The organism is Clostridium sp. Marseille-P299 (assembly GCF_900078195.1).
Lineage (GTDB): Bacteria > Bacillota > Clostridia > Lachnospirales > Lachnospiraceae > Lachnoclostridium.
Window position 1 is genome coordinate 2,411,721 of record NZ_FJVE01000007.1, and the last position, 22,970, is coordinate 2,434,690.

At 30.2% G+C, this 22,970-nt stretch carries 22 protein-coding genes and 1 pseudogene; 8 read left to right on the forward strand and 15 right to left on the reverse strand.

Translation table 11 applies throughout. From position 1 onward, the window contains the following. Nucleotides 1–168 precede the first annotated feature (168 nt). From BN4220_RS18560 to BN4220_RS18600, 9 genes are all read right to left on the reverse strand, one after another. A complete protein-coding gene (locus BN4220_RS18560; RefSeq protein WP_066720151.1) occupies nt 169–1,500 on the reverse strand; it encodes a hypothetical protein in 1,332 nt (443 codons plus the stop codon). 13 nt (nt 1,501–1,513) lie between these two features. Continuing rightward, entirely contained in the window at nt 1,514–2,242 is a 729-nt protein-coding gene (locus BN4220_RS18565; RefSeq protein WP_066720154.1) for an ATP-binding cassette domain-containing protein, read from the reverse strand. 126 nt (nt 2,243–2,368) lie between these two features. Beyond that, a complete protein-coding gene (locus BN4220_RS18570) occupies nt 2,369–2,710 on the reverse strand; it encodes a hypothetical protein (protein WP_066720157.1) in 342 nt (113 codons plus the stop codon). Nucleotides 2,711–2,737: 27 nt separating this feature from the next. Continuing rightward, nucleotides 2,738–3,163, reverse strand: a complete 426-nt coding sequence (locus tag BN4220_RS18575; protein WP_066720160.1) for a hypothetical protein — start codon at nt 3,161–3,163, stop codon at nt 2,738–2,740. A 2-nt stretch (nt 3,164–3,165) separates the two neighbouring features. Continuing rightward, nucleotides 3,166–3,957 (reverse strand): hypothetical protein, encoded by a 792-nt coding sequence (locus BN4220_RS18580; protein WP_066720163.1) that lies wholly within the window; start codon nt 3,955–3,957, stop codon nt 3,166–3,168. Nucleotides 3,958–3,987: 30 nt separating this feature from the next. Beyond that, nucleotides 3,988–4,359, reverse strand: a complete 372-nt coding sequence (locus BN4220_RS18585; RefSeq protein ID WP_066720166.1) for a GntR family transcriptional regulator — start codon at nt 4,357–4,359, stop codon at nt 3,988–3,990. A gap of 262 nt (nt 4,360–4,621) precedes the next feature. After that, nucleotides 4,622–5,206: a tetratricopeptide repeat protein gene (locus BN4220_RS18590; RefSeq protein WP_066720169.1), complete on the reverse strand. Its 585-nt coding sequence runs from the start codon at nt 5,204–5,206 to the stop codon at nt 4,622–4,624. 492 nt (nt 5,207–5,698) lie between these two features. Then, nucleotides 5,699–6,571 (reverse strand): DUF6179 domain-containing protein, encoded by an 873-nt coding sequence (locus BN4220_RS18595; protein ID WP_066720172.1) that lies wholly within the window; start codon nt 6,569–6,571, stop codon nt 5,699–5,701. Nucleotides 6,572–6,595: 24 nt separating this feature from the next. Beyond that, the gene (locus BN4220_RS18600; RefSeq protein ID WP_066720176.1) at nt 6,596–7,135 is read right to left on the reverse strand and encodes a DUF6323 family protein; all 540 of its coding nucleotides are present in this window, start codon (nt 7,133–7,135) and stop codon (nt 6,596–6,598) included. Nucleotides 7,136–7,661: 526 nt separating this feature from the next. On the opposite strand from BN4220_RS18600, the gene BN4220_RS18605 reads away from it, so the two are divergent. Then, the gene (locus BN4220_RS18605) at nt 7,662–8,057 is read left to right on the forward strand and encodes a BlaI/MecI/CopY family transcriptional regulator (RefSeq protein ID WP_066720178.1); all 396 of its coding nucleotides are present in this window, start codon (nt 7,662–7,664) and stop codon (nt 8,055–8,057) included. Next, complete coding sequence (locus tag BN4220_RS18610) at nt 8,038–9,753, forward strand: M56 family metallopeptidase (protein WP_066720181.1); 1,716 nt, start codon at nt 8,038–8,040, stop codon at nt 9,751–9,753. Before BN4220_RS18605 ends, BN4220_RS18610 begins: the two co-directional genes overlap by 20 nt. 339 nt (nt 9,754–10,092) lie before the next feature. Here BN4220_RS18610 and BN4220_RS18615 read toward each other — a convergent pair whose 3' ends face one another. Next, the gene (locus tag BN4220_RS18615; RefSeq protein ID WP_066720183.1) at nt 10,093–10,899 is read right to left on the reverse strand and encodes a DNA-3-methyladenine glycosylase family protein; all 807 of its coding nucleotides are present in this window, start codon (nt 10,897–10,899) and stop codon (nt 10,093–10,095) included. A gap of 327 nt (nt 10,900–11,226) precedes the next feature. On the opposite strand from BN4220_RS18615, the gene BN4220_RS18620 reads away from it, so the two are divergent. After that, nucleotides 11,227–11,409: a hypothetical protein gene (locus BN4220_RS18620; protein WP_066720185.1), complete on the forward strand. Its 183-nt coding sequence runs from the start codon at nt 11,227–11,229 to the stop codon at nt 11,407–11,409. A 100-nt stretch (nt 11,410–11,509) separates the two neighbouring features. Here the strand turns inward: BN4220_RS18620 and BN4220_RS18625 are convergent, their stop codons facing one another. Together BN4220_RS18625 and BN4220_RS18630 are read right to left on the reverse strand one after the other, a co-directional pair. After that, on the reverse strand, nt 11,510–12,325 hold the full coding sequence (locus BN4220_RS18625) for a DUF3169 family protein (RefSeq protein WP_066720187.1): 816 nt from the start codon (nt 12,323–12,325) through the stop codon (nt 11,510–11,512). Further along, a complete protein-coding gene (locus BN4220_RS18630; protein ID WP_066720189.1) occupies nt 12,318–12,533 on the reverse strand; it encodes a helix-turn-helix transcriptional regulator in 216 nt (71 codons plus the stop codon). The genes BN4220_RS18625 and BN4220_RS18630 overlap by 8 nt, the downstream gene beginning before the upstream one ends. Before the next feature lie 375 nt (nt 12,534–12,908). Here BN4220_RS18630 and BN4220_RS18635 point away from each other — a divergent pair, with 375 nt between their 5' ends. The 5 genes from BN4220_RS18635 to BN4220_RS18655 all read left to right on the forward strand — a co-directional run bounded on the left by BN4220_RS18635 (nt 12,909) and on the right by BN4220_RS18655 (nt 18,722). Further along, nucleotides 12,909–13,580 (forward strand): response regulator transcription factor, encoded by a 672-nt coding sequence (locus tag BN4220_RS18635; protein WP_066720191.1) that lies wholly within the window; start codon nt 12,909–12,911, stop codon nt 13,578–13,580. Beyond that, nucleotides 13,577–14,587, forward strand: a complete 1,011-nt coding sequence (locus BN4220_RS18640; protein ID WP_066720194.1) for a sensor histidine kinase — start codon at nt 13,577–13,579, stop codon at nt 14,585–14,587. The genes BN4220_RS18635 and BN4220_RS18640 overlap by 4 nt, the downstream gene beginning before the upstream one ends. Nucleotides 14,588–15,078: 491 nt before the next feature. Continuing rightward, the gene (locus tag BN4220_RS18645) at nt 15,079–15,738 is read left to right on the forward strand and encodes a biosynthetic peptidoglycan transglycosylase (protein WP_066720197.1); all 660 of its coding nucleotides are present in this window, start codon (nt 15,079–15,081) and stop codon (nt 15,736–15,738) included. Between the two features lie 256 nt (nt 15,739–15,994). Further along, nucleotides 15,995–16,759: an ABC transporter ATP-binding protein gene (locus tag BN4220_RS18650; RefSeq protein ID WP_066720199.1), complete on the forward strand. Its 765-nt coding sequence runs from the start codon at nt 15,995–15,997 to the stop codon at nt 16,757–16,759. Beyond that, the gene (locus BN4220_RS18655; RefSeq protein ID WP_066720202.1) at nt 16,749–18,722 is read left to right on the forward strand and encodes an FtsX-like permease family protein; all 1,974 of its coding nucleotides are present in this window, start codon (nt 16,749–16,751) and stop codon (nt 18,720–18,722) included. The genes BN4220_RS18650 and BN4220_RS18655 overlap by 11 nt, the downstream gene beginning before the upstream one ends. Before the next feature lie 182 nt (nt 18,723–18,904). Here the strand turns inward: BN4220_RS18655 and BN4220_RS18660 are convergent, their stop codons facing one another. The 3 genes and pseudogenes from BN4220_RS18660 to BN4220_RS18670 all read right to left on the reverse strand — a co-directional run bounded on the left by BN4220_RS18660 (nt 18,905) and on the right by BN4220_RS18670 (nt 22,931). After that, nucleotides 18,905–19,372, reverse strand: coding sequence for an LURP-one-related/scramblase family protein (locus tag BN4220_RS18660; RefSeq protein ID WP_066720204.1), 468 nt, complete (start codon nt 19,370–19,372; stop codon nt 18,905–18,907). Nucleotides 19,373–19,526: 154 nt separating this feature from the next. Further along, a complete protein-coding gene (locus BN4220_RS18665; protein ID WP_066720206.1) occupies nt 19,527–21,182 on the reverse strand; it encodes an amino acid ABC transporter ATP-binding/permease protein in 1,656 nt (551 codons plus the stop codon). Nucleotides 21,183–21,200: 18 nt separating this feature from the next. Further along, nucleotides 21,201–22,931 (reverse strand): annotated as a pseudogene (locus BN4220_RS18670) (ABC transporter ATP-binding protein/permease). Nucleotides 22,932–22,970 lie beyond the last annotated feature (39 nt).

Genomic DNA, 22,970 nt, shown 5'->3' on the forward strand with positions numbered 1-22,970 from the left:
TATTCTCTTTTGTTATTTCGTTTTACCAATATAAAATTGGTAGTACCAATTACAAAAAAATATACTCTTCTTTTTTTTATCTGTCAATTACAAATAGAATATTTTTTGATTACTTTTTATATTATAAATGCTTATCCATAAAATAAATCATATTAATTTAACTGCTACTTATTTTACAAACCCAATCCTCGTCATAGTTCGATTAGAGTAATCTGTGAGAACATGTTGATGTTTCGTATTTTGCTGACCAATGGTATACTCTTCATTCATTGAGCCGTTTATCATTCCTGCATACAAAATTTCTTTATCATTGAAAGCAATTAATTTAAATCCATTATTTATTTCATAATCATAGTTCCTAGATAATAAAAACACCTTATTCTCATGATAGAAGAATTCGTTGTTATAATATATGAACCTGTCTTTTAGTTCCTTAGGAAGTTTCCTTAAATATTCACTTTCCATATGCACTTTAATCTCATTTTCTTTTGTAAATTCATATACTGCAACAACGCCAAATAATGTACTTTCTTCCTTCAAACGGTTCATATTATATAAGTAATTGGCAAGTAAAATATCGCCTTGCTCAATAAATTCAAAGCTCTTAATAGTTGCATTTTCAGGTGTTTCACCAACTTTTTTCTTCGTAATTAACTCCTGCTTCTCTAAATCATACAAATATAGATATAGGTTATTATCTTCTAAAACAGCCAATGCGATATAATTAGCATTTGTAACTTTAGCAATATTTAAAACTTGCACTTTTTTATCACTACTAATCTCAATTGGATAAAGGACCTTGATTGTTTTATCAATCTTATTATCATATAAGCTATCTTGTTTCACATCAAATGCCAGAATTCCTGAAATACCACGGTATTTTGTATCTGCAAGTTCTAAATTTGGTATCGTAAAATAATAATAATCTCCTATCTTTACTTTAGGAAGATCATTTGCAATACTAGGAATATTTTTATTATTAGTTGAGCTAGTATTTTTATCATTTTCATATACTACTTCTGCATCTTCCGGTACAGATACTTGTAGTAATTTATTTATTTCACTTTCAGTTGTTAAGTAGTGCTCTGAATTCCACAGCTCAAAGCTAATTGGGAAATAATCATAATAATCAGATACAGGATAATGAAATGTCTCCTCTTTATTCTCAAATCTAGAATGTTCTTCCTGAATTCTATATAACGAGAAATTTAACCTAAAAAAAAAAAACGGGTTACTAACGTCAACCTCATGGAACAAGCTTTCATATTTCGCCTGATAGTTTAATCCCTCATTAAAACTTATTCGAATTTCATTTTTGAAATACTGGTCTTTACTAGTAATATCGATTGAAACTCCATTACAAGCACTGATATCCCCCAAGTAAGTGATTTCTTCAAACTTTACGTCATCTCCTTGTTCATGAACATACATTCCACCTATAATTATAAGGATGATAAAGCAAATACTAAGAATTAACCCAATAGAAAATTTGCGTTTCATCTCACTCCTCCCTTCACTCTAAGTTCTTAAACAGTGTATCCGCAACACGACTCGCCTGATAACTATACTGTTGTTTTACATAATCAATTAAATCAATTCCCTCTTCTTCTAAATCACTAATTAATACATCTCCAATACAATCTCCTTTTTTTAAAAGGATTGCTCTTCCAATAAAATGTTTAATTTCTTCAAGTAAATGTGTAGATAATACCAAACATTCTTCCGGTTCTAAAATACCCAACAAAACTTTATAAAAATCTTCTCGATTAAATATATCATTCCCAGCAAACGGCTCATCCATAAAGATATAATCTGCTCCTTGCGATAGCGCAAGACACACTTCAAATTGATTCTTTTGGCCCGTTGAGAAAGTACGAATTTTCTCTTTCGTTGGTAATTGAAAGAATTCCATCAATGAATTAAATCGTTTCTCACGAAATCTTGGAAATTGCATCTGATAAAATTCCTTATGTTCCTTTGCCGTAAGACCTCCAAAAAAAGAATGTTCACAAGTTGCAAATGATAAACGTTCTATATTCTTCGGTGTTATTTTTTCGCCATCTAAAAGCACCTGCCCATAGTTTAGCGAAGTAAAATTAAATACTGACTTCATTAACGTAGATTTTCCAGCACCATTCTCTCCTAATAACCCAACAATTTCACCCGGCTGAAATGTTAATGATACCCGATTTAATGCTACTTTTGTATAATAAACTTTATAGAGTTCCTTTAATTCTAACATTATTTTTTGGTATGCAAGGTTCTACATACGTTCCCCCTTTTTTATTAATTCATAAAATGACTAGTTTATCAATCTTTACCTTAAAACTAATATAATTTAACGTTTTATTTACTTTACTAAAACTAGTCACACAATTTGAATCTTATTAACATAGAAAATACCAAGAAGCACAACAACAATAGTAGCTAATGGTAATATCAACATATATCCAGGAACATTTGCAAAAAATGAGTAAATAGCAAATACTCCAAAGATAGCCCCTAATCCTCCAAGGACACCACTTCTTTTACTTCGTTCCGCAAAACCTGCTAGTAAAGCCATTGTAGGCAATAAGATTAAGATACAAATCGGCAGGATAACACATAATAGATCATTGATTGGATAGATTTTCTGTATCAAATCGTCATTCCACATTAGTTTAAATCCTTGCAACGGTTGATTATTTTTAGGAACCAATGTTTCATACATTGGATAGCCAGCTATAAAAAGTAAAAGTTACCAAAGATATATAACGAACATACCAATAGCTGAAACTGCAACATTTTCAAGGTAAAAACTTATGCGTATCTTCTTTTCCTTAATTCTAAGCATCGTATAAATACTTTTACTACCAAAGTAATGTTGATAGAAAAATCCTAAAGGTAGTAGCGTTAAACCAATTATCATAATACCTATTAAATAGAGATAAAAATGAGATAATATAATATCCTGATAGGGTGTTGCCATTGTGTTAGTTAATATTTTCTCCCCAGTTTTTTGATCTAGCTTATATAAGCTTTGTATCATTTCACTTAATTGAAAACCAAAAACAATAAACTCAAGCAAGGTCACACTTACAATAATCTTAAAACTTATTGAAAAAATTTTAGAGGGCTTTATAGTAATTGGTAACCACCAACGTTTTATTGATGACTTCACCATATTCACCTCCGCTCATTCTCTTCTTCTAAATAATCCTTGGCGTAATAAATCATCACAAGTATTGATATTGTTAAAACAATTAAATATTTAATCATTGTAGACAGATATAAAAGCTCATAAAATTTTGTATAAATATAACCATTCACAACAATTGGGATAATATTTTTATGTTTCGTTTCAATGCATATTTGTACATAAACAACACTGATTACTATGCTTATTAAAACAAATAGATTGTATATGAATCGCATTACATTAGAAATTGGAAACACTGTTCTTAAAAAGTCCCACCGAAAAAAAGCCAAGAATAATGCTTGGGTCATTTGAGCTTCTTTTGGAACAAATTCAAGGTACATTTGATATCCAATGAGAATCATACCGAATTGTACTCCTAACAAAATGACAAGATGACTTAAGGTATGTACTCCTGATGTTATAGGTCTTACGATTCTAGGAATTGGTAGACGTAAATACATATAGTCAGTTTTAGTCGACATATTTTGTCTTATTGGTATACTAATTAAAAGAATCAATGTAAGTAGTATTGCAGTCAAAAACAAAGCCTTAAAATGACTTTGTGCCAAAAACTCTTCAAATCTTGGAGCCCATGGTTTTAATGTAGCATCCCAATTATTTATACTTTCATTAGCTTCTATTTGATAATCTGTATGAATCAGCCGTTGATAAAAAAAATATCCTTCGCCTGCGCATAATAATAAAATGATTCCAGCAAATGCTTTCCATGTATACTTCCATTGTAAATGTAGAATTGATACGTACCTTCGATATGTCATGCAATCTTCTCCTTTATTCATTCCTCATAACTACCATAATCCTTCTAAAAGCTTTATCGCTTCTAAAAGCTCTATTCCCATCCCCTTTACGGCTTCAATATAATGTGTCGTTTCTAAGTTTATTAACTCCTCTTTTATAGATTTCGCTTTTTTATCATCAAACGTCAATAAACTTTTTGATCCTGGGTAAGAGATAATTAGTCCTTCTTCTTCCATTTCTCGATACGCTTTTTGGATTGTATTTGGATTCACATTTAGCATCGATGAGAGTAACCTTCTTGATGGTAATACATCCCCTGTACTTACTTGTTTTGATACAATACCCATTTTTACAAATCGAATGATCTGTGTATATATCGGTGTCAAATCATTCAATTTTAGACTCGAAAAATCGACAATCAAATTTGTATAACCTCCCTAATCAAATTACTCTTTTTCCTAACTGTATCACCAGTATAATACACTTTAATTGTATTATACTGGTGATACAGTTAAATGTCTACTAAAATTTGTAAATTAAAATAAGCGTTTGGTATCTATTTCAATCAGAAACCAAACGCTTGCTTTTATATTAATCTATTATAATAATATTTATCTTAAAACTAATTAAACCTACTATGAATTCTTACAATGTAAGAGTGATATTAATATTCTGCTATTGACTTTATTCTGTTATTAAGTTTTCTAACATTTCCTGAGATTCATTTACTATATACAGCTTATTACCATGTTTTACAACCTTTTGTAATTTTATTACTGCCTGCTCAATATCACCATTCATAACATCTATTTTTGCTAATGTATAAAGCACACTTAAGTATTGTCTTTTGTTTAAATCGTATTTTGGTATTTTACTTAAGTATTCATAACTTAAGCTGTATTTGCCTAAAAAATAATATCTTTCTCCAATTAAAAGATCAACTATGATTCTATACCTTTTGCCCAAAGGTGATAAGCGTACCATATTAGTTTCATACAACCTTTCAGCTTGTTCAATTTCTCCAAGCATATAATGACATAGAATAAGATCGATTGTATATATCAAGTAGGACATATTTCTCTCCGATAAACATGAAGTATCTACCTCCATTAAATACTCTTTTGCTGTAAAAATATCTCCTAGTAACAGGTGCCCAACAGAGCGGTTTATAGCTAAATAATTCATACCACTTTTGTTTTTTTGATATCGTTTTTCTTGCTTATCAATTAATTCTAGATACTTTTCTGGATCACACTTAATGTTTAACATGTTACTTTGTACTCTGCCTTTAATATAAAAAACAATCAGAATAACAACAAATGCAATAAAAACTGTTATAGCAAACATCCAAGCGATTTCAGGTATGAAAATTGATAAAATCATGATACAGACAAGTTCAATTATTAGTACTATGTAACGTATTAATATCACCTCGCTTTATTTTTTAACTAGTTGTAAAATCCCTAGCTTGATTGTTAATATTTAACATTATCATTGTATATTCATTGTATAAAATTGTCAAACTTGTAAATTTGAATCGGTGAATCTCTCACAAGTTTGCAGCAGTTTAATCTAAGTAATGGAATTCATTTCAAGCGAGTGGGCATCCTAAGCGGAGCGATTTTTAAATAATAGGACAAAGCTTTTATGCTTTTATTTCATATCATTTTAAAAAAAATCTAGTGTTTCATATGATTTAAATTTCATTGAAACACTAGATTGCATACTCTACTAAATAGCTCCGTATATTCTGATTATCAATTATATAACTGAAGGTGAATTGATATGAAATACTCCCTCTAAAGCTTTATTTTGTATTCCATACCAGATTCTCGCTGCAAACTCATTACTAACACTTTCTAAGAAAAACTGAGAAACTTCAAGGTTTAGCTTACGACAAACCATAGTAAGAATACTCTTAACCTTAATTTGAGCTTGTTCCATATCATCATCTTTAAAATAAAATTCAATTTCTTTGCAATCACTTGTATTTAATTCTAATTTATGGACTGGTTGATCTGCTATTACACAGCCAACTACATTTAACAGAACAAGATAACATATGTTATCTAAATATAATAATTGGTAATCTATCTGAACACGTTCAAGTAACTTTATCACATGCTGTCTGTCAAAAAAATCTAGAAGCTTCTTCTCTGCTTCAATCTCAGTTAGATATTCAAGTATCAAGTCTACCCCACTTTTATTTGAATTACCTAACATTGTAGGATAATCTAATGTAAGCAAGTGGTCTTGAGGTTTAAATTTTGCATCATACCAAATAAAAAACTCCGGCATTCCTTTAATTATCGTATCTTTATAATGTCTACAGCCATAATCATCGAAATTTTCAATCAGCCTCTCATATATTTTCTTTGCTCTCAGCACCTTATTAAGTACAATTTCGTATCCTTTTTTATAGGCATCTGCTGCATTTCGTTTATTCTCCAAATCCAATACGACATTGGTCTCCTGATCAAACTTCTCTTGATTAACACTTTCATCAATACAATAAATTACTGCTTCCATCAGCATTCGTGCAGTTTCATAAGACACCGAACTACTATCACCCGAAGTATATTTCACTGCAAGCTTTTCAACTAAAGGTAATAAATCTTCAATTTCGTATTGCATAGTGTCTCCCTTCTTCTAAACGTTTTACCAAAATAATTCACTTAATACATCAAGGTACACTTCCTTATCCCATCTTGGCACTTCATCAAATTGACCATATTCTCCATACCCACCAGTTTCTTTATATCCCTCATATCCAGCTCGTATTGCCTTTGAGAATATTTCCAAACAAGTTCCTTCAAGATATTCAGTATCTCCCGTACATACACCATCAAACTGTTCCCTCATATAGGATAATAATTCCTCATCGGTTAAATTATCTTCCGATTCATTTTTGTATTCATAAAATATTTCTTGTAATCGCTCTAACGACTCAATATAATTATCTTGAGTGATATAAGATGAATCACAAAATGTATATATTAACTTATCAAGAATACTAGTTCCTAATTCTACTCTTTGATACTTTTTAAGACTTTCATCTCTACATACAATAAGCTCTTTTGCATCTTCTTCTGTTAGACTTAAACCATATTTCTCTGTTTTTTCATTACTAAGAATCAATGTAGCCAACTCGTTTTGATGCTTTTTTAGTTGTAATAATTCAAAAATATTATCTTCCATAGAACCACTCCTTTGAAATGTAGTAGCTCATTATACTTCCGCACTCGCCGATTTACAAGTCTTGTAAATCCAGTGAATTTATGCTATAATAATTATAGAAATTAAGATATTAAATACTATGTTTAAGAGTTCAAACGACAACTTATCTTCATGAACATTTAAAGGAAACTATATTAATTCTCACATCTACTATTAATTTCTTCTCAATATTCATTTTTTTCAACATTCATTTTCTCTCAATATTCATTTTCTCTCATATTCATTTTTTCTCAATATTCATTCTTTCTCACAAATCGCTTATTTTCTCACTTAAACTTTTATTATTCTTTATTTTTAACCTTCATTTTTTAATAACATAAAATGATTGTCTTTCATCAATTATACTCCCTTTACTAAAAAGCGTCTGTATTGTAAAACTAATGTCTAAAACTATACCCTTGACTATTTTTCAATTTTTGTAAATTTAGGTTGACACTTGTATACCTAAGTGGTAATATATGTAAAACAAATACAAGGAGGTCAACTCATGAATAATATTTTCTTATCGGATGGAGAATGGAAACTAATGAAACAGTTATGGGAAAATACGCCTTCTACTATTACCAAACTCGTAGCCTTACTTAAAGATGAAACGAATTGGAGTAAACACACGGTTATAACTATGCTTGGTAGATTAGAAAAAAAAGGCGCTATTAAATATGAGGACGGAGGAAAGGCCAAGCTATTCTATCCTAATGTTAAAGAGTCTGAAGTTACCATAGAAGAAACAAAGGGATTTTTAGATAAGGTATATAACGGAAGCATCAGTTTATTGGTTAACACTATGGTTAAAAGCCAATCTGTAAGCAAAAAAGAACTAGAAGAGTTATACGATATTTTAAAGGAAGCTGAGGCGAAAAACGATGCTGGAAATACTAATTAGCTCTACTGTTTTAATCCTTGTTATATGTGGTATAAGAGTTTTATGGAAAGGAAAAATTAATTTACACTTTCAATATGCTTTATGGTTGCTTGTAGTAATTCGATTATTTCCATTAGGTCTTTTTATTGAAGCAGATATTCCTAGCGTAGAAAGTCCTATAAGCATTATGAATTCATTTGAGCACTTATCTAATATACTCCCAAGTCAAAATACTGAGATTGATCCTAATTTGAATACAAATTCCACAAATACAGATAGCACATCTATAAGTGATGAAGAATCACTAAAGCAAAATACCTCGTTATTAGCAAATACTAAATTAAATATAATACATTTGAAAAATATAGCAACAGTAATTTGGTATATTGGTATGATCCTTAGCGCTTTATGGTTTACTTATGTTAACATTCGCTTTCAAAGGACCATAAAAAAAGACCGAAGATTGCTCAATGATGTGGAATGTAAGTTACCTGTCTATGTTTCTAGCAAAATTGATACCCCTCTACTCTTAATGGTTCATGGTAAGTTCGGTATCTATGTAACTCCTGCATGTGAAGAAAACGAAGTAATACGAAAACATGCATTGACTCATGAGCTATGTCATTATAAACATCTCGATTATCTATGGTCATTCATTCGTTGTACTTTATTAGTTATTTACTGGTTTAACCCGTTTGTATGGCTTGCTGCAATATTATCCAAAAGAGATTGCGAACTATCATGTGATGTTGCCGCTCTTAATATCTTAGGTGAAACAGAACGTATAGCGTATGGAAGGACTATTTTGGAGTTAGTTACAACTCAAAATCATTTTGGCCATATATTTAATGTTGCAACTGGAATGTTAGAAAACCGGTCTGGAATGAAAGAAAGAATAACACGAATTCTTAAGAAACCTAAAATGATGACAGCTACATTTGTAAGTATCTTTGTTATATTAAGTACTATAATTATAATCACATTTACCACTGCACCAAGTCAAGAATCTTATAGAAAATCAAGTAATGATAACTTAAATACGCTTTTACTAGAAGATGAAAATTCTAATGTAGATGAATCTTCAAGGATAGATGAAAATGCTAATTCTGATGAAACTCCTAGGATGGATGAAAATACCAATTCTGATGAAACTCCAAATATGTACGAAAAGTTTTTTACTTCTGACCCTTCAAATAAAGAGCTGTCTAAATTGCTTGACGGAATAAAATCGCAAGGAAATGCCAATGGATATTATTTTAATGGAGAAAAATTTATAACGCCAGATGGTCCAATTGAAAGTTTATCTGATTTTACCAATGATATGATAATTAATAGATATTTTGGGAAATCTGTTTGGAATGAGAATGACAGCTTAGTTAATGATGGTTTTTCTAAAAGCTTTCAAAAATTAGAAGGTATATGTTATTGGTTATCAATTACTGCTTCTGAAGAAAGTTCTATTGATATTGATTATACTACTACTGCAGCAGATACTAGCTTAAAAACATTATTAATTTTACCTGATGGTACTGTTTATGAACTGAAAAATGGTGAAAGTAATGTAATAACTATACCACAAGGTATATCAGAGATAACCATTGTAGCCTATGATGCCGTGGGTAATGTAACAATTAAATTCAACGATCTTTCTGAATATATTAAAGTTAATAAATTCGAATTCCTCAACGATTTTATTGGAAATGTTTATATTCCTTGATGTTGAATAATCCGAATGATATTTGCTATACGATAAAGAGAATCCTAATTAAAGAGAATATTATTCTATCTTAACTTTACAATTTCATTATATCGTGTTTCATTATATAGTTAGCTAAATATATAAAAGGAGTAATCACTCTCAAAGTGATTAGCCTCCTATTTGCATATAAACTGCCCGCAAGACCGGCTAAGTCAGGGGCAGTTATTTTTTTGCTTATTATCCCTATTGTTTAAATAGGTAAGCAGCGCAATGATCAAAATTACAAAAGTAAATAATACACTATAAGTAACATATTGCATCGGCACCACCTCCCTCACGGGAGGCTAACACACCCTGTTACTCATTAAATAAATCATAATAAAATGCATACTGCTGCAAAGGCCCTGCATATCCTTTATACTTTTCAAATGGAAATCCCTTTGGATAATATTTTGCTAAAACGTTCTGAATATGTGTATCCACTGGAAATGCATCCATATGATGTAAAGCATATAAACAAATGCATTCAGCTACTTTAATTCCCACTCCATACAATTTCATCAACTCTTTTTTCGCGGCTTCATAATCTAGCTGCACTAATCCATTTAGATACGTCTCATCATCTGCAATTGCAGTTGCAGTTTTTAGAATGTATTTACTTCGATAGCCTAAATTACATTCTCTTAACTCATCCTCTGACACATTCTTTAATGCTTCTGGTGTTGGAAATGTATAAAACTCCTGATTCTTATAATTAAACTTTTTTTCTCCATATCTTTCACATAACATGTTAATACTCTTTTTAATTCTTGGAATATTGTTCTGTTGTGATATGATAAAGGAAACTAGCATTTCCCACAAGTCTTGTTTTAAAATACGTATTCCGTATCCATACTCCATCGCTTCTTTCATATACATATCATCTTTTATTAAACTTTCAATGGAATCATAATCATCATTTAAACCAAAATATTCTTTCCATAAGTCATTAAATTCTTTTTCCGTGCAAGAAAATACTATTTCATCATTTATTTGACTGATTTCTAAATATGAATCAAATGCAATAACTGCATACGTACCCGGTTCTATCTCACTCATTCGAAAACATTGACCGGAATTGCATATCTTTTGTATATCAAAATTTTTAACTTTTATCTTAAACATAACTTTCTTCTTTCTAAATACTTACTTCAAATCTACCTGTTACTTTTGTACTAGGACTATAAAATATAGCCCTTCCCCTTTTTAGATTATCATACTTTATTTGACATCAAAAAACAATGTCAACATTTTGGTGATTCATAAACAATTTATTTCACATTTCAAACAATACATACTATTTCACATTATTTTTTCATTTAAATTTTTTAAAAATGAAATTATCAAGCATTCTTTTAACTTCTATATTTTATGATTGAGTTACCATATAAAAACTATCATATTTCATGACAGAAATGTAATACTAAAAATGAATAGAAAGGAGATAATTTTATGTCTGATCCAAGAAATCACAAAGCTGTTCCTACGAAATCATCGAAATCTATTTACACCAATGAATATGGTAATGTTCCTTTAGAAGATAACTATGACGATGGAGATATTCCAGAAATCGATCTCCCGATGAATACAGAGTATCAAATGCGCAATAAAACAATAAAAGATCTATTCCGTTAAAAATAAAGTGCTGTTGCAATTGTTATTACTTTTGCAACAGCACTTTAATTAAATTCGAAATTACTAACTGCTTCTATATAAGTTCTGGTTCTTTTTCATTTCATTTATTATTTGACTTATATTTTGAAATACGCATTGATTCAATATAATAGGTAGTCGTCTGAACTAGCCAAATAATTGTTACAACAGCTAAAGGCATTATCCCAAAATTCCAAAAGGAAGAACCAATGATGCAAAATAGCCAAAGTACAACACATGTTATATTAACAGATGAATATGCCTTATACGCACTTTTATAAATATTTAATTTTAATGCCTCATCACAACTATCAATCCATTTCTTAGAAAACTTTAAGTCATATATACTACCTTTAAGAATTGGATTGATTTCTTTTTCAAAATTAACTACTTTTTTCTGCATTAGAGTTGTGTATACTAAACATAAAATAAAGCCACCAAACATACAAATTTCTTTTATTATGCTAAGTGTGCCTTGATAGTTATCAAAAGGAAGTAAGATAGACCCTACTCCAAAAAAGAAAAATGCAAAAATTGTATTAATTGTAGTTAATAATAATATGTAAGATAACTTCTCTTCTATACTTTCTATTTTCTCTTCGTCTTCATCTTCTTCACATTTATCTTTCCAAATTTCATATTGGTTTCTTGAATTTCGATATAAAATTTGTGCTGCAATCATTACTAGAATAGTAAGTACAAGACCTGCAAATGGTGAAATTATACTAATAAAATTTATTAATTCGGATGCAATCTGCCCAGAAGTATTATTATCAATACCAGCAGAAAGCCCTCCTATCACACCACCAACTATAAAACCTATGATTATCAAAATCGCAAATAGTTTAAAAGCCTTCCTATCCTCTTTTTTAAATTTCTCGGCAAGGTTACTATTCATTTGTTTCATCCTCCCTATAAATAAAAATATCTTCTACCTTTACATCAAATACCTTGGCAATTTTTAAAGCTAAAGTCACTGAAGGAGAATAATCACCACGCTCAATCTGGCTAATTGTTTGTCTTGATACTCCTATGAGATTTCCCATCTCCGTTTGATTTACGTTAATCTTAGCACGATATTCCTTTAATCGATTATATAACGGCATTTTATAACCTCCTGACTATTTTTATAGTCATTTTGACAAGGATAATTGTCATCTAGTATTATACATATGACAACTATAGTTGTCAAGCTGAATAGTAAAATCAATTGTCGAATACATTATTAGCTTAAAGTATTGACTATCTAGTGGCTATCTTATGACTAATTTATTGATAACGATAAAGTAGACTTTTGTAAAAATTAAATTATTGCAAATTTTTACTTTATATTATTGCAATTTTTTGCTTTCTAATTATAATTTGTGTATACTTTAATTTATATTATATAGCTTATTCGTAGTAAGTAAAATAATATATGATAATAATAAAAGGGAAAGGATGCCAACATAGGCAGTATCAATGACTTAAAGTGATACGAAATGTTTAATATGAAAATTTTTATTGTAGAAGATGATATAACTTTACGTAGTGAACTAATGATATTGCTAGAATCCTACGGATATACCTGTGAAACAAGCGATGAATATAAAGATATCATTTCCGTTGTACTTAACGCCTGCCCAGACTTATTACTACTTGATATTAATTTACCGTATTTAGACGGTTACTATATATGTCGTGAACTGCGAAAGCAAACAGACATGCCTATTGTAGTTGTAACTAGCCGCAATAACGATATGGATGAGCTAATGAGTATGAATTTAGGAGCAGATGACTTTATTACAAAACCTTACAATCCTCAAATTCTACTTGCCCGTATCGCTAATATTTTAAAGAGAATAGAGTCAAAACCTGCGAAGGATTTAATAGAATACAACGGAGTAATTCTTTATCCTTCAAAAAGTCTAGTAAAATATAATGACAAAGAAGCTGAACTTACCAAAAATGAATTGCGAATTCTTTCTGTGTTACTTCATAATAAAAACAAAATCGTCTCCAGAGATGAACTAATGGATGCACTTTGGCAATCGGATGAATTTGTAGATGATAATACACTCACGGTCAATGTAAACCGATTACGCAAAAAGTTAGAGGAAATAGGTGCTGTTAATTTTATTAGTACCAAACGCGGACAGGGGTATCTCGTATGAAACTTTCAAGCTTTCTAAAAGATAAATTATTATTTATTTTTGCGCAGTGTTTTACCATACTATTTATAAGCGTTTTATTAAGTGTATTTAAAATTGGAATTTCCTCTATTGTTTTTATTACTTTTTTATTACTCTTAATTACTTTCTCATCACTCCTTTATGAGTTTATGAAAAAAAATCGATATTATAGTAATGTTTATAATAATCTCAATCAGATGGATAAAAAACAGTATTTGTTTCAATTAATGGAAGAACCTGATTTTGCAGAAGGCGAAGTAATATATGACATATTAAAACAGGTTTTTAAAGCAATGAACGATGAAATATCCTCTCATATCATTTCTGAGCAGGAGTATAAAGAGTATATTGAAACCTGGATTCATGAAATAAAACTCCCCATCTCTTGCATTGAATTAATCTGTCAAAATAACAAGACTACGGTTACGAATAATATATTAGACGAACTAAAACGAATTGATAATTTTGTAGAACAAGCACTTTTTTATGCCAGAAGTAATAACCTTGAGAAAGATTATTCTGTTAGAGAGATTTCTCTTGACTCTCTTGTAAAATCAACGGTTAAAAAACACTCAAAACAATTGATTGCATGTAAAACAGAATTATCTTTTGACCAACTTGATTTCACTGTTTATTGCGATCCTAAGTGGCTAGATTTCATTCTCGGACAAGTTCTTTCTAATAGTATGAAATATAAAAAAGATACTCTTAAATTATCCTTTTCTGCAAAGAAAGAGCAAGAAAATATCGTTCTTTCTATTACTGACAATGGGATTGGGATTGTAAAAAAGGATTTGTCTAGAGTTTTTGAAAAAGGATTTACTGGTGAAAATGGTAGAGCTTTTGCTAAGTCAACGGGTATCGGACTTTATCTTTGTAAGCGTCTTTGTAATAAGATGTATTTGGGATTTGATATTGTTTCTGAAAAAAATGTTGGAACAACGGTTTATATTACATTTCCAAAAGACAGTAGAATTTTACTAGAGTGATAGATTGGTGTATCTACGTTCTTATTGCTTTTCATCAATAAATTATAATAAATGGTAGGTTTGTAATAATTAATTACTTATAAATAAAAAATGTTTCACCCAGATGGTGAAACATTTTTTATTTATAAGATTCTTTTCTATCAACACGATATTGAATGCAATTCTTTTTAAATATAACTCTTTTTTAAGTGTAACTCTTTATTCAATATAGTCCTTTATTCAATATAGTCCTTTATTAATTATAATTCTATAACAAGAACAAGTATTTTTCAGATATAAAACTTACTAGATTCTCAGTTCACCCTTCCACTGTGACAATAATGTAAGTTTATTGTAAGCTTATTCGATGGTTACTACTATCATCACTTGCTATAATTTAATCATAACTAGTAAATAGATTCCTATGAAGGATTTACTCCTTTACACGAAACGACTTTTCAATTAATTCTTCCATCCAATCTTTCATAGCCAGATGGAGAACAGGAGGCATTATGAAAAAAAGAGTATTTAAATTATCTATAGTCTTTATATTAGTTACTTGTATGATTATATTATTAAAAATTTTCCCAACAATAAAGCTAGGGTATGAAATGTATAAAAATGCTGTTAATGAAATCAGTGTTGAACAGATGGTAGAACAGGTTCGATCGGATGAGAATTATATTAAACTTGAAGATATTTCAAAAGAATATATAACTCTTCTACTACAGTCTGAAGATAAACGCTTTTATTATCATTTTGGATTTGACCCAATTGCAATGGCAAGAGCTATGTATAACAATATCAAACTAGGATATTTCGCCCAGGGTGGTAGCACAATTACCCAGCAACTTGCAAAAAACTTATATTTTTCATTTGAGAAAAAAATGGAACGAAAAGTAGCTGAGTTATTTGTAGCCTTTGAACTTGAACGCTTATTAACAAAGGATGAAATACTTGAACTATATTGTAATGTAGCGTATTTTGGGGAAGGTTGTTATGGTATAAAAGAGGCAAGCCATCATTATTATGGGGTGAGCCCAAGTACATTAACAATGGAACAAGCTTCTTCTTTAGTATTTACTTTAAAAAGCCCGAATCGATATAACCCAAATGCATATCCATTGCTCGTTAATTTTAACTTAAGTGACAAAATTGTTCGTTTCGTGTAAGACAATTCGATGTTTTGTAACTTAAATTTGATTTAAAATAAAAATGATTTAAGATATCTACGATTTAAAATATATATGATCGAAAATATTTATGATCTAAGATATACCCAGATTATGATGTATCCGATTTATGATATCTAATTTAATATATCCACTTTATGATATATCGATTTATGTATATACGATTTATGATATCTAAAAAAATAATCACAAATTATTAAATGATGTCATCATTATTGACAGAATGGGAGGAATTATGAATACAGTTTTAAAAGTCTCAAATTTGCAAAAATATTATGGTGGAAAAGGGAATGTAACAAAAGCTCTTGATAATATTAATTTCGAAGTATATGAAGGTGAATATATTGGCATTATGGGAGCTTCAGGTAGTGGTAAAACCACTTTACTAAATTGCATTTCAACGATAGATACACCTACGAGTGGACACATCTTTATAGACGATAAAGATGTTACTGAAATGAAGTCCTCCGCACTTACGAAATTTCGACGTGACAAATTAGGATTTATATTTCAGGATTTTAATTTGTTAGACACTTTAACGGCCTACGAAAATATCGCTTTAGCTTTAACAATTACAAATACACCAGCGAAAAAAATAGATTCAAAAATAAAAGAAGTTGCAAATATCCTAAATATCACTGAAGTATTGAATAAATATCCTTATCAAATGTCTGGTGGGCAAAAACAACGAGTGGCCTCTGCTCGTGCCATAATAACCAATCCTTATATCGTACTTGCGGACGAACCAACAGGTGCCCTAGACTCAAAATCTGCTAGAATGCTCCTTGAGAGTTTTAAGAAATTAAATGAGGAATTAAATACTACAATTTTAATGGTTACACATGATGCTTACACTGCAAGCTATTGCAAGCGAATGTTATTCATTAAAGACGGTAAGATTTTTCATGAATTAATTCGTGGAAATGATACTAGAAAAGAGTTCTTTGATAAGATTATGGAGATCATTGCACTTCTTGGAGGTGATCTAAATGTTGACTAAATTAGCCTTTAAAAATGTAAGTAAAAGTTTACGAGATTATGCTGTATACTTTATTACTCTTGCTTTTGGCGTTTGCGTATTCTACATGTTTAATTCCATTTATGCGCAACAAGATTTAATGTCTGTAACGGAATCTACCGGCGAAGCCATGGTTGCACTTAGTGAAATCTTATCTTATATATCTGTGTTTGTGGCTGTAATACTTGGCTTCTTAATTGTATATGCGAATAACTTCTTTATCAAACGTAGAAAAAAAGAACTTGCAGTTTACATGACACTTGGAATGGGTAAGCGTAAAATATCAACCATTCTATTATTAGAAACCTCATTAATTGCTTTAGCCGCTCTCGCAGTAGGTTTATTATTTGGCGTAATTGGTTCTCAGTTCATGTCATTGTTTACTGCTAAATTATTTGAAGCTGATATGACAGAATTTAAATTCGTCTTCGCACCAGATGCAGCTTTAAAAAGCATTCTATACTTTGGTTTAATATTTATTATCGTAATGATATTCAATTCCTTTGTTATTTCAAAATTTAAATTGATTGACTTATTATACGCTAGTAGAAAAAATGAAACTTTAAAAATTAAGAAAACTTGGTTTTCCATCGTGTTATTTATTTTTGCTATCCTCTGTCTAGGATTCGCATACTATTTAATCCTCACAAATGGAATGATTTACATTAATTCGAAGTTCTTCACATCAATTTTACTAGGAATTGTAGGAACGTTACTATTCTTTTTTTCACTGGCTACTATTTTAACCAAATTAGTACAAGGTAATAAATCCTTGTATTTTAAAAACCTTAATATTTTTATTTTAAGACAATTAAGTAGTAAAGTGAATACAAATTTTATTTCTGTTTCCGTTGTCTGCATTGTACTCCTACTAACCATTGGTATTTTTTCTAGTGGATATAGTATGCAGAATGTTCTTTCATCTGACTTAAAGCAATCTGCGGCGTACAATATGAGCCTTTTTAAATTTGCGGACAGTGAAGGAAATGATTATAAAATTTACGATTTACTCCCCTTAGAGATTCAATCCTCTAATGATATAACAGAGTGGAAAGAATTAAATATATATCGTGGTAAATTAAATGAAGGTTCTCTTGATAATGTTGATTTAACTAGCTTCAATTATCTAAATGATTCTGCGCGTTTTATTACAATTTCGGATTATAATGACCTTTTAAAAATGCAAGGTGAAAAAGAAATTCCCCTTGATAACAATCATTATTATATCTATAGTAAAAATCTATTTACAGATAAAATGGCAGATCAATTTATTTCAAAAAATATTTCTCTTGAATATGGAAATGCCAGCTTAGTACCGCAAAAAGAAATTCAGACGAAAAATATTAGCAATAGTGAAGACAGCTTATTATTTATAGTACCAGATGACTTCGTTACTAATATGAAAGTAGATAGTACCATTTTAAACATTAACTGTACAAATCGTGAATCCGAGATAAGTTTAACAAAACTAATAGAAGATACTCTTAAAGATACAGGCTCAAAAGATATCGGTATTGCTTATACAATTTCAAAAGAAAATGTATACGAATCTTCGATTACATCCAAAGCACTGATCTCCTATCTTGCAATCTATCTTGGAATTGTATTTATGATAACCTGTGCTGCAATATTAGCAATTCAACAGCTATCAGAAGCCACAGATAATAAAGCGCGTTATGATTTACTAAAAAAACTAGGTGCAGATAAAAAAATGTTGAACAAGGCATTATTTACCCAGATAGCCATCTACTTTTTCTTACCACTGCTTCTTGCGATAATACATTCAATCGTTGGATTAACCGCTGCAAATGATGTTATTAAAATTATGGGTCAAATGGATGTAGCAAGTAGTGTTATTGCAACTGCATTTTTTGTTATTGTTGTTTATGGAACTTACTTTGTTATTACTTATGTAAGCAGTAAAAACATTATAAATAGGGAGTAAATTAGGAAATAATAAAATAATAGTTAGTACGACTTAAGGACGTTGTCAATATTATATTGATAACGTCCTATTATATAATTATTCTAATATAACTCATTAACCATAATTCTACCTTCAAAGTAAAGAAAAGTTGTTCCTTGTAATATTTATTTAGTTAAATAAATTACCTACAGTCCGCATATCTAATTCGAGCAATTGGCGGCATCAATAGCAATTACAATTAATAACCCGATCAATTCATTAGCATCATCTAGAACATTGATAGAATAGGTATCACCCCAATGGAACAATTCTTTACTAATTGTCATTATCACTTCGTTCCCTGAAACTACTTCATAGTCCCAACCAAAGGTATTACCTTCAATTCGCCAGTCATTAAATTCCAATTGATATTTTGGTCGAAATAGTGAAAATTCTTTTTTTATTTTCCCCAAATACTGACCACCTATTTCTATTTCAAAGGCAGGTAAAAATGTTAACAATTTCTGACGTATACAACCAACTTCTTCATTAAATCGATTATAAACATGTATTACATGGCCTATTGAAAAAACTTCGGCCTTTACAAAATACTTAGCTTCACCGAATTCATCGTAAATATCATATGTATCTGACCATGAGAATACTCTTTGCTTTATTAATAATTTCATATTAACCTCCTTACCGTATACATTAAAATAGCCCATAACATTTCAAATATACAAGAAATGTTATGAGCTATTATTACTTATAAAGCTTCGTGAAATCAACGCAATAATCGCATTAATTACATTCCTTTGCTTTATTATAGTATATTATCATATATTAGGAAACTCTTTTCTCATTCATCTTAAATACAGTATCTGCGATATTTAATGTAGATGCACGATGTGATACGAAAAGTACCGTTTTATTTTTGCATTCTTCTTTTAAACTCTTTAAAATAATACCTTCATTTAAACTATCCAAGTTACTTGTTGGTTCGTCTAACATAAGGAATGGAGCATCATGTAAGAAGGCTCTTGCAATACCGATTCTTTGCTTTTCTCCACCAGATAAGCTGTCACCTAATTCTCCAACATTGGTATCATATCCCTTTGGAAGTGACATGATGAAATCATGTACGGAAGCGCGCTTTGCTGCACTGATTACTTCCTCCATAGTAGCATCTAATTTAGCTATCTTAATATTATTGGCGATTGTATCATGGAAAAGGTAAGTTTCTTGAGTAACATAACTTTCCATATCTCTAAGATTCGAAGTATTAATTTCCCTTACGTCTTGATTTGATACCTTAACAGCTCCTGAATTTACATCCCAGAAACGCATGAAAAGTTTTAATAATGTAGATTTACCAGAACCACTTTTGCCTTGTATTCCGTAAATCTGATTTGGCTGAATATCTAAGCTGAAGTTTTCTAAAATAACTTCATTATCATAGGAAAATGTTACATTTTCAGCTTTTATACCTTCAAATTTAACTTCCTTCTTACCAATAATATCTTCAACCATTGGCTCTTCTTCTAATAAGTCTAAGACACGATTTCCACTAGCTAATGTCTGTAACAAGTTATTTGATAAATTACTAAGAGCAACCACTGGTCCAAAAGAGCTCATCATAGCAATTGATGGAATGATAACTCCATCAAATCCTACATATCCGTTGTTATAGAATACCAAACTAACTACAAACATGACGATAAAAAATACTAAAATTGCCATGTCAGTAACCGTACTTTGTAATCCTTCAAACTTTTTAAGATTCTTTTGTAAACCTTCTATTTTCTTCGTTTTGTCATTAATCTCTTTTAAGCGCTCATCTCCCGCTTGATATTGAATACTTTCTGAAAGTCCACGTAAGCTATCAAGTAACACGCTATTTAACTCACCGAATTCATTACGATAGGTACTTCCAGTATCTTTTCCAATATGAGAGATTATTAATGGGATAATAACACCAACTGTAATATAACCTGCTACCGCTATAAGAGCAAATACAAAGTGATATCTACCAATAAATAATACCATAATTGCAGAAGTAAGTACTGCAATCACAATTGGTGAAATTGTATGTGCATAAAATACTTCTAGTAATTCAATATCACTTGTAATAATTGCAATAATATTTCCTTTATCCTTACCTTCAAGTTTTGCAGGTGCAAGTCTTCTTAAAGCTGTAAATACCTTATTACGAATGATTGCTAATAATTTAAAGGCAATAAAATGATTACATGCTTGTTCTGCATAACGTAAAATTCCACGAAAAACAGCACAAAGTATTAATAATATAAAAATAGTTTTTAATGAGATTCCTATCTCAAAATTTAAAATATCAAGAATTGCATACCCACCTAAAATACTAATAAAAATAGAACATAGAAAACCTACGACTCCCATTGCAATTGCAACTAACATAACATGAATTAGAGGTTTTACGAGCCCTATTAAATTGCCCATGATCTTTATTCCACTTCGACGCATATATATTCTCCTTCCATGTTAATTGTTTCCAGCATAGCCTTCTAGTTTCATTTGACTTTGATATAGGTTTGCATAAACTCCCCTCTTATTTAACAACTCTTCATGAGTACCAGTTTCAGCAATCTTACCACCATCTAGCAAGAAGATTTGATCTGAAGGCACTACATTTGCTAAACGATGTGAAATTAAAATGACCGTTTTCGTCTTTGCCAGTTCATGAATGATACTCATAATTTGATTTTCACTTTCAACATCAATATTTGAAGTTGCTTAATCAAAGATGTAAATTGGCGTATCATGGAGAAGTGCTCTAGCAAGTGCAAGACGTTGACACTGTCCACCAGATAGGTTGGAGGCCTTTTCTAAAAGTTTTGTTTCTAGACCATTTTCTTGATATAAAAAGTCATATAAATTAACCTTTTTAAGGACTTCATCCATTTCTTTCTTCGTTGCATTTGGTTTCGCCATTCGAAGATTATCTTCTACCGTTCCTTTAAATAGATGACTGTTGTGGCGAACCAATGTGATATGATTCATAATGCTTTCCTCAGATATCTCTGAAAGCTTTTTATTACCAATTAAAATGTCACCTTCATAGCCCCTATTAATACCCATAATTAAAGAGACTAAGGTACTCTTACCACAGCCAGATTCACCAACAAAAGATACAAAACTATTTGGTTTAATCTTTGCATTTACATTATTTAAAATACTGCGTTCTTTATCATAAGCAAAAGAAAGCTTCTCAAATGTAATTTCAGTATCCTCTTTCTTTAAGCTTTCTCCATTCTTATCTGGTTCTTCCATATCAAGTATACGGAATAACTTTTCACTGGCTGCCATTCCATTCATTGCAATATGGAAAAATGATCCTAACAAACGAAGTGGTATAAAAAATTCTGAAGCAAGCATAATGATTGCAAATGTTTCGGTAATTCCTATATTACCTTTTTGAAATTGTGTAACTGCAACGATTACACCAAGAGCTGCTCCACCAAAAGAAATTAAATCCATTAAACTGATTGAATTTAACTGCATAATAAGTACTCGCATGGTTATTTTACGAAAACGTTCTGCTTCCACATCCATTTCTTTTGATTTAACTTCATCTGCTTGATAGATTTTTAATGTGGTTAATCCTTGAAGATTTTCTAAAAAACTATCCCCTAAATCGGTATAAATACCCCAGTATTTATTTAATAATTTCTTAGCAAATTTTTGAACTGCAATAATTGATATTGGAATCAGTGGAACACAGATTAGTAATACAATGGCTGACTTAAAATTCACAAAAGATAATATTATGAACAAGGTAAATGGTGCTAGTAGACTATAAAATAACTGTGGCAAATATCTACCAAAGTAGATTTCTAATTGTTCAATTCCTTCTACACTTACTTGTACTACTTCAGAAGTTGAAACATGTTCTTGATAAGAAATCCCTAATTTCAATAACTTTTTATATACCTTTTCTCTAAGTACTTGTTTTACGTTTGATGATGCTAGATAAGAAGATTTCGCAGCAAGCAAATGACAGCACATTCGAATTATAATTACTATACCAACGACAACCACCATTTTAATAATATCATTTGTCGTTGCTCGCTTAAAATAAGCATCTTCTAATAAACTACCAATCGTAAAAATCGCAACTACATTTGCAATAAGCGCAATAAAATTCCATAAAACATTTAACTTTATATGATGAACGGAATTTCCTAGTAAACGAACTAACCGTTTATTTATCATTTTTCTTCCTATCCCTTTCATTATTAAGAGTTGATTTTC

Bases quoted from the DNA above. Each gene is read 5' to 3' on its own strand.
- BN4220_RS18655 (WP_066720202.1), top strand. From the start codon at position 16,749: ATGTTGACTAAATTAGCCTTTAAAAATGTAAGTAAAAGTTTACGAGAT.
- BN4220_RS18560 (WP_066720151.1), bottom strand. From the start codon at position 1,500: ATGAAACGCAAATTTTCTATTGGGTTAATTCTTAGTATTTGCTTTATC.
- BN4220_RS18605 (WP_066720178.1), top strand. From the start codon at position 7,662: ATGAATAATATTTTCTTATCGGATGGAGAATGGAAACTAATGAAACAG.
- BN4220_RS18620 (WP_066720185.1), top strand. From the start codon at position 11,227: ATGTCTGATCCAAGAAATCACAAAGCTGTTCCTACGAAATCATCGAAA.
- BN4220_RS18645 (WP_066720197.1), top strand. From the start codon at position 15,079: ATGAAAAAAAGAGTATTTAAATTATCTATAGTCTTTATATTAGTTACT.
- BN4220_RS18625 (WP_066720187.1), bottom strand. From the start codon at position 12,325: ATGAATAGTAACCTTGCCGAGAAATTTAAAAAAGAGGATAGGAAGGCT.
- BN4220_RS18650 (WP_066720199.1), top strand. From the start codon at position 15,995: ATGAATACAGTTTTAAAAGTCTCAAATTTGCAAAAATATTATGGTGGA.
- BN4220_RS18590 (WP_066720169.1), bottom strand. From the start codon at position 5,206: ATGTTAAACATTAAGTGTGATCCAGAAAAGTATCTAGAATTAATTGAT.
- BN4220_RS18565 (WP_066720154.1), bottom strand. From the start codon at position 2,242: ATGTTAGAATTAAAGGAACTCTATAAAGTTTATTATACAAAAGTAGCA.
- BN4220_RS18635 (WP_066720191.1), top strand. From the start codon at position 12,909: ATGTTTAATATGAAAATTTTTATTGTAGAAGATGATATAACTTTACGT.
- BN4220_RS18630 (WP_066720189.1), bottom strand. From the start codon at position 12,533: ATGCCGTTATATAATCGATTAAAGGAATATCGTGCTAAGATTAACGTA.
- BN4220_RS18575 (WP_066720160.1), bottom strand. From the start codon at position 3,163: ATGGTGAAGTCATCAATAAAACGTTGGTGGTTACCAATTACTATAAAG.
- BN4220_RS18600 (WP_066720176.1), bottom strand. From the start codon at position 7,135: ATGGAAGATAATATTTTTGAATTATTACAACTAAAAAAGCATCAAAAC.
- BN4220_RS18580 (WP_066720163.1), bottom strand. From the start codon at position 3,957: ATGACATATCGAAGGTACGTATCAATTCTACATTTACAATGGAAGTAT.
- BN4220_RS18610 (WP_066720181.1), top strand. From the start codon at position 8,038: ATGCTGGAAATACTAATTAGCTCTACTGTTTTAATCCTTGTTATATGT.
- BN4220_RS18665 (WP_066720206.1), bottom strand. From the start codon at position 21,182: ATGCGTCGAAGTGGAATAAAGATCATGGGCAATTTAATAGGGCTCGTA.
- BN4220_RS18595 (WP_066720172.1), bottom strand. From the start codon at position 6,571: ATGCAATACGAAATTGAAGATTTATTACCTTTAGTTGAAAAGCTTGCA.
- BN4220_RS18640 (WP_066720194.1), top strand. From the start codon at position 13,577: ATGAAACTTTCAAGCTTTCTAAAAGATAAATTATTATTTATTTTTGCG.
- BN4220_RS18660 (WP_066720204.1), bottom strand. From the start codon at position 19,372: ATGAAATTATTAATAAAGCAAAGAGTATTCTCATGGTCAGATACATAT.
- BN4220_RS18615 (WP_066720183.1), bottom strand. From the start codon at position 10,899: ATGTTTAAGATAAAAGTTAAAAATTTTGATATACAAAAGATATGCAAT.
- BN4220_RS18570 (WP_066720157.1), bottom strand. From the start codon at position 2,710: ATGTATGAAACATTGGTTCCTAAAAATAATCAACCGTTGCAAGGATTT.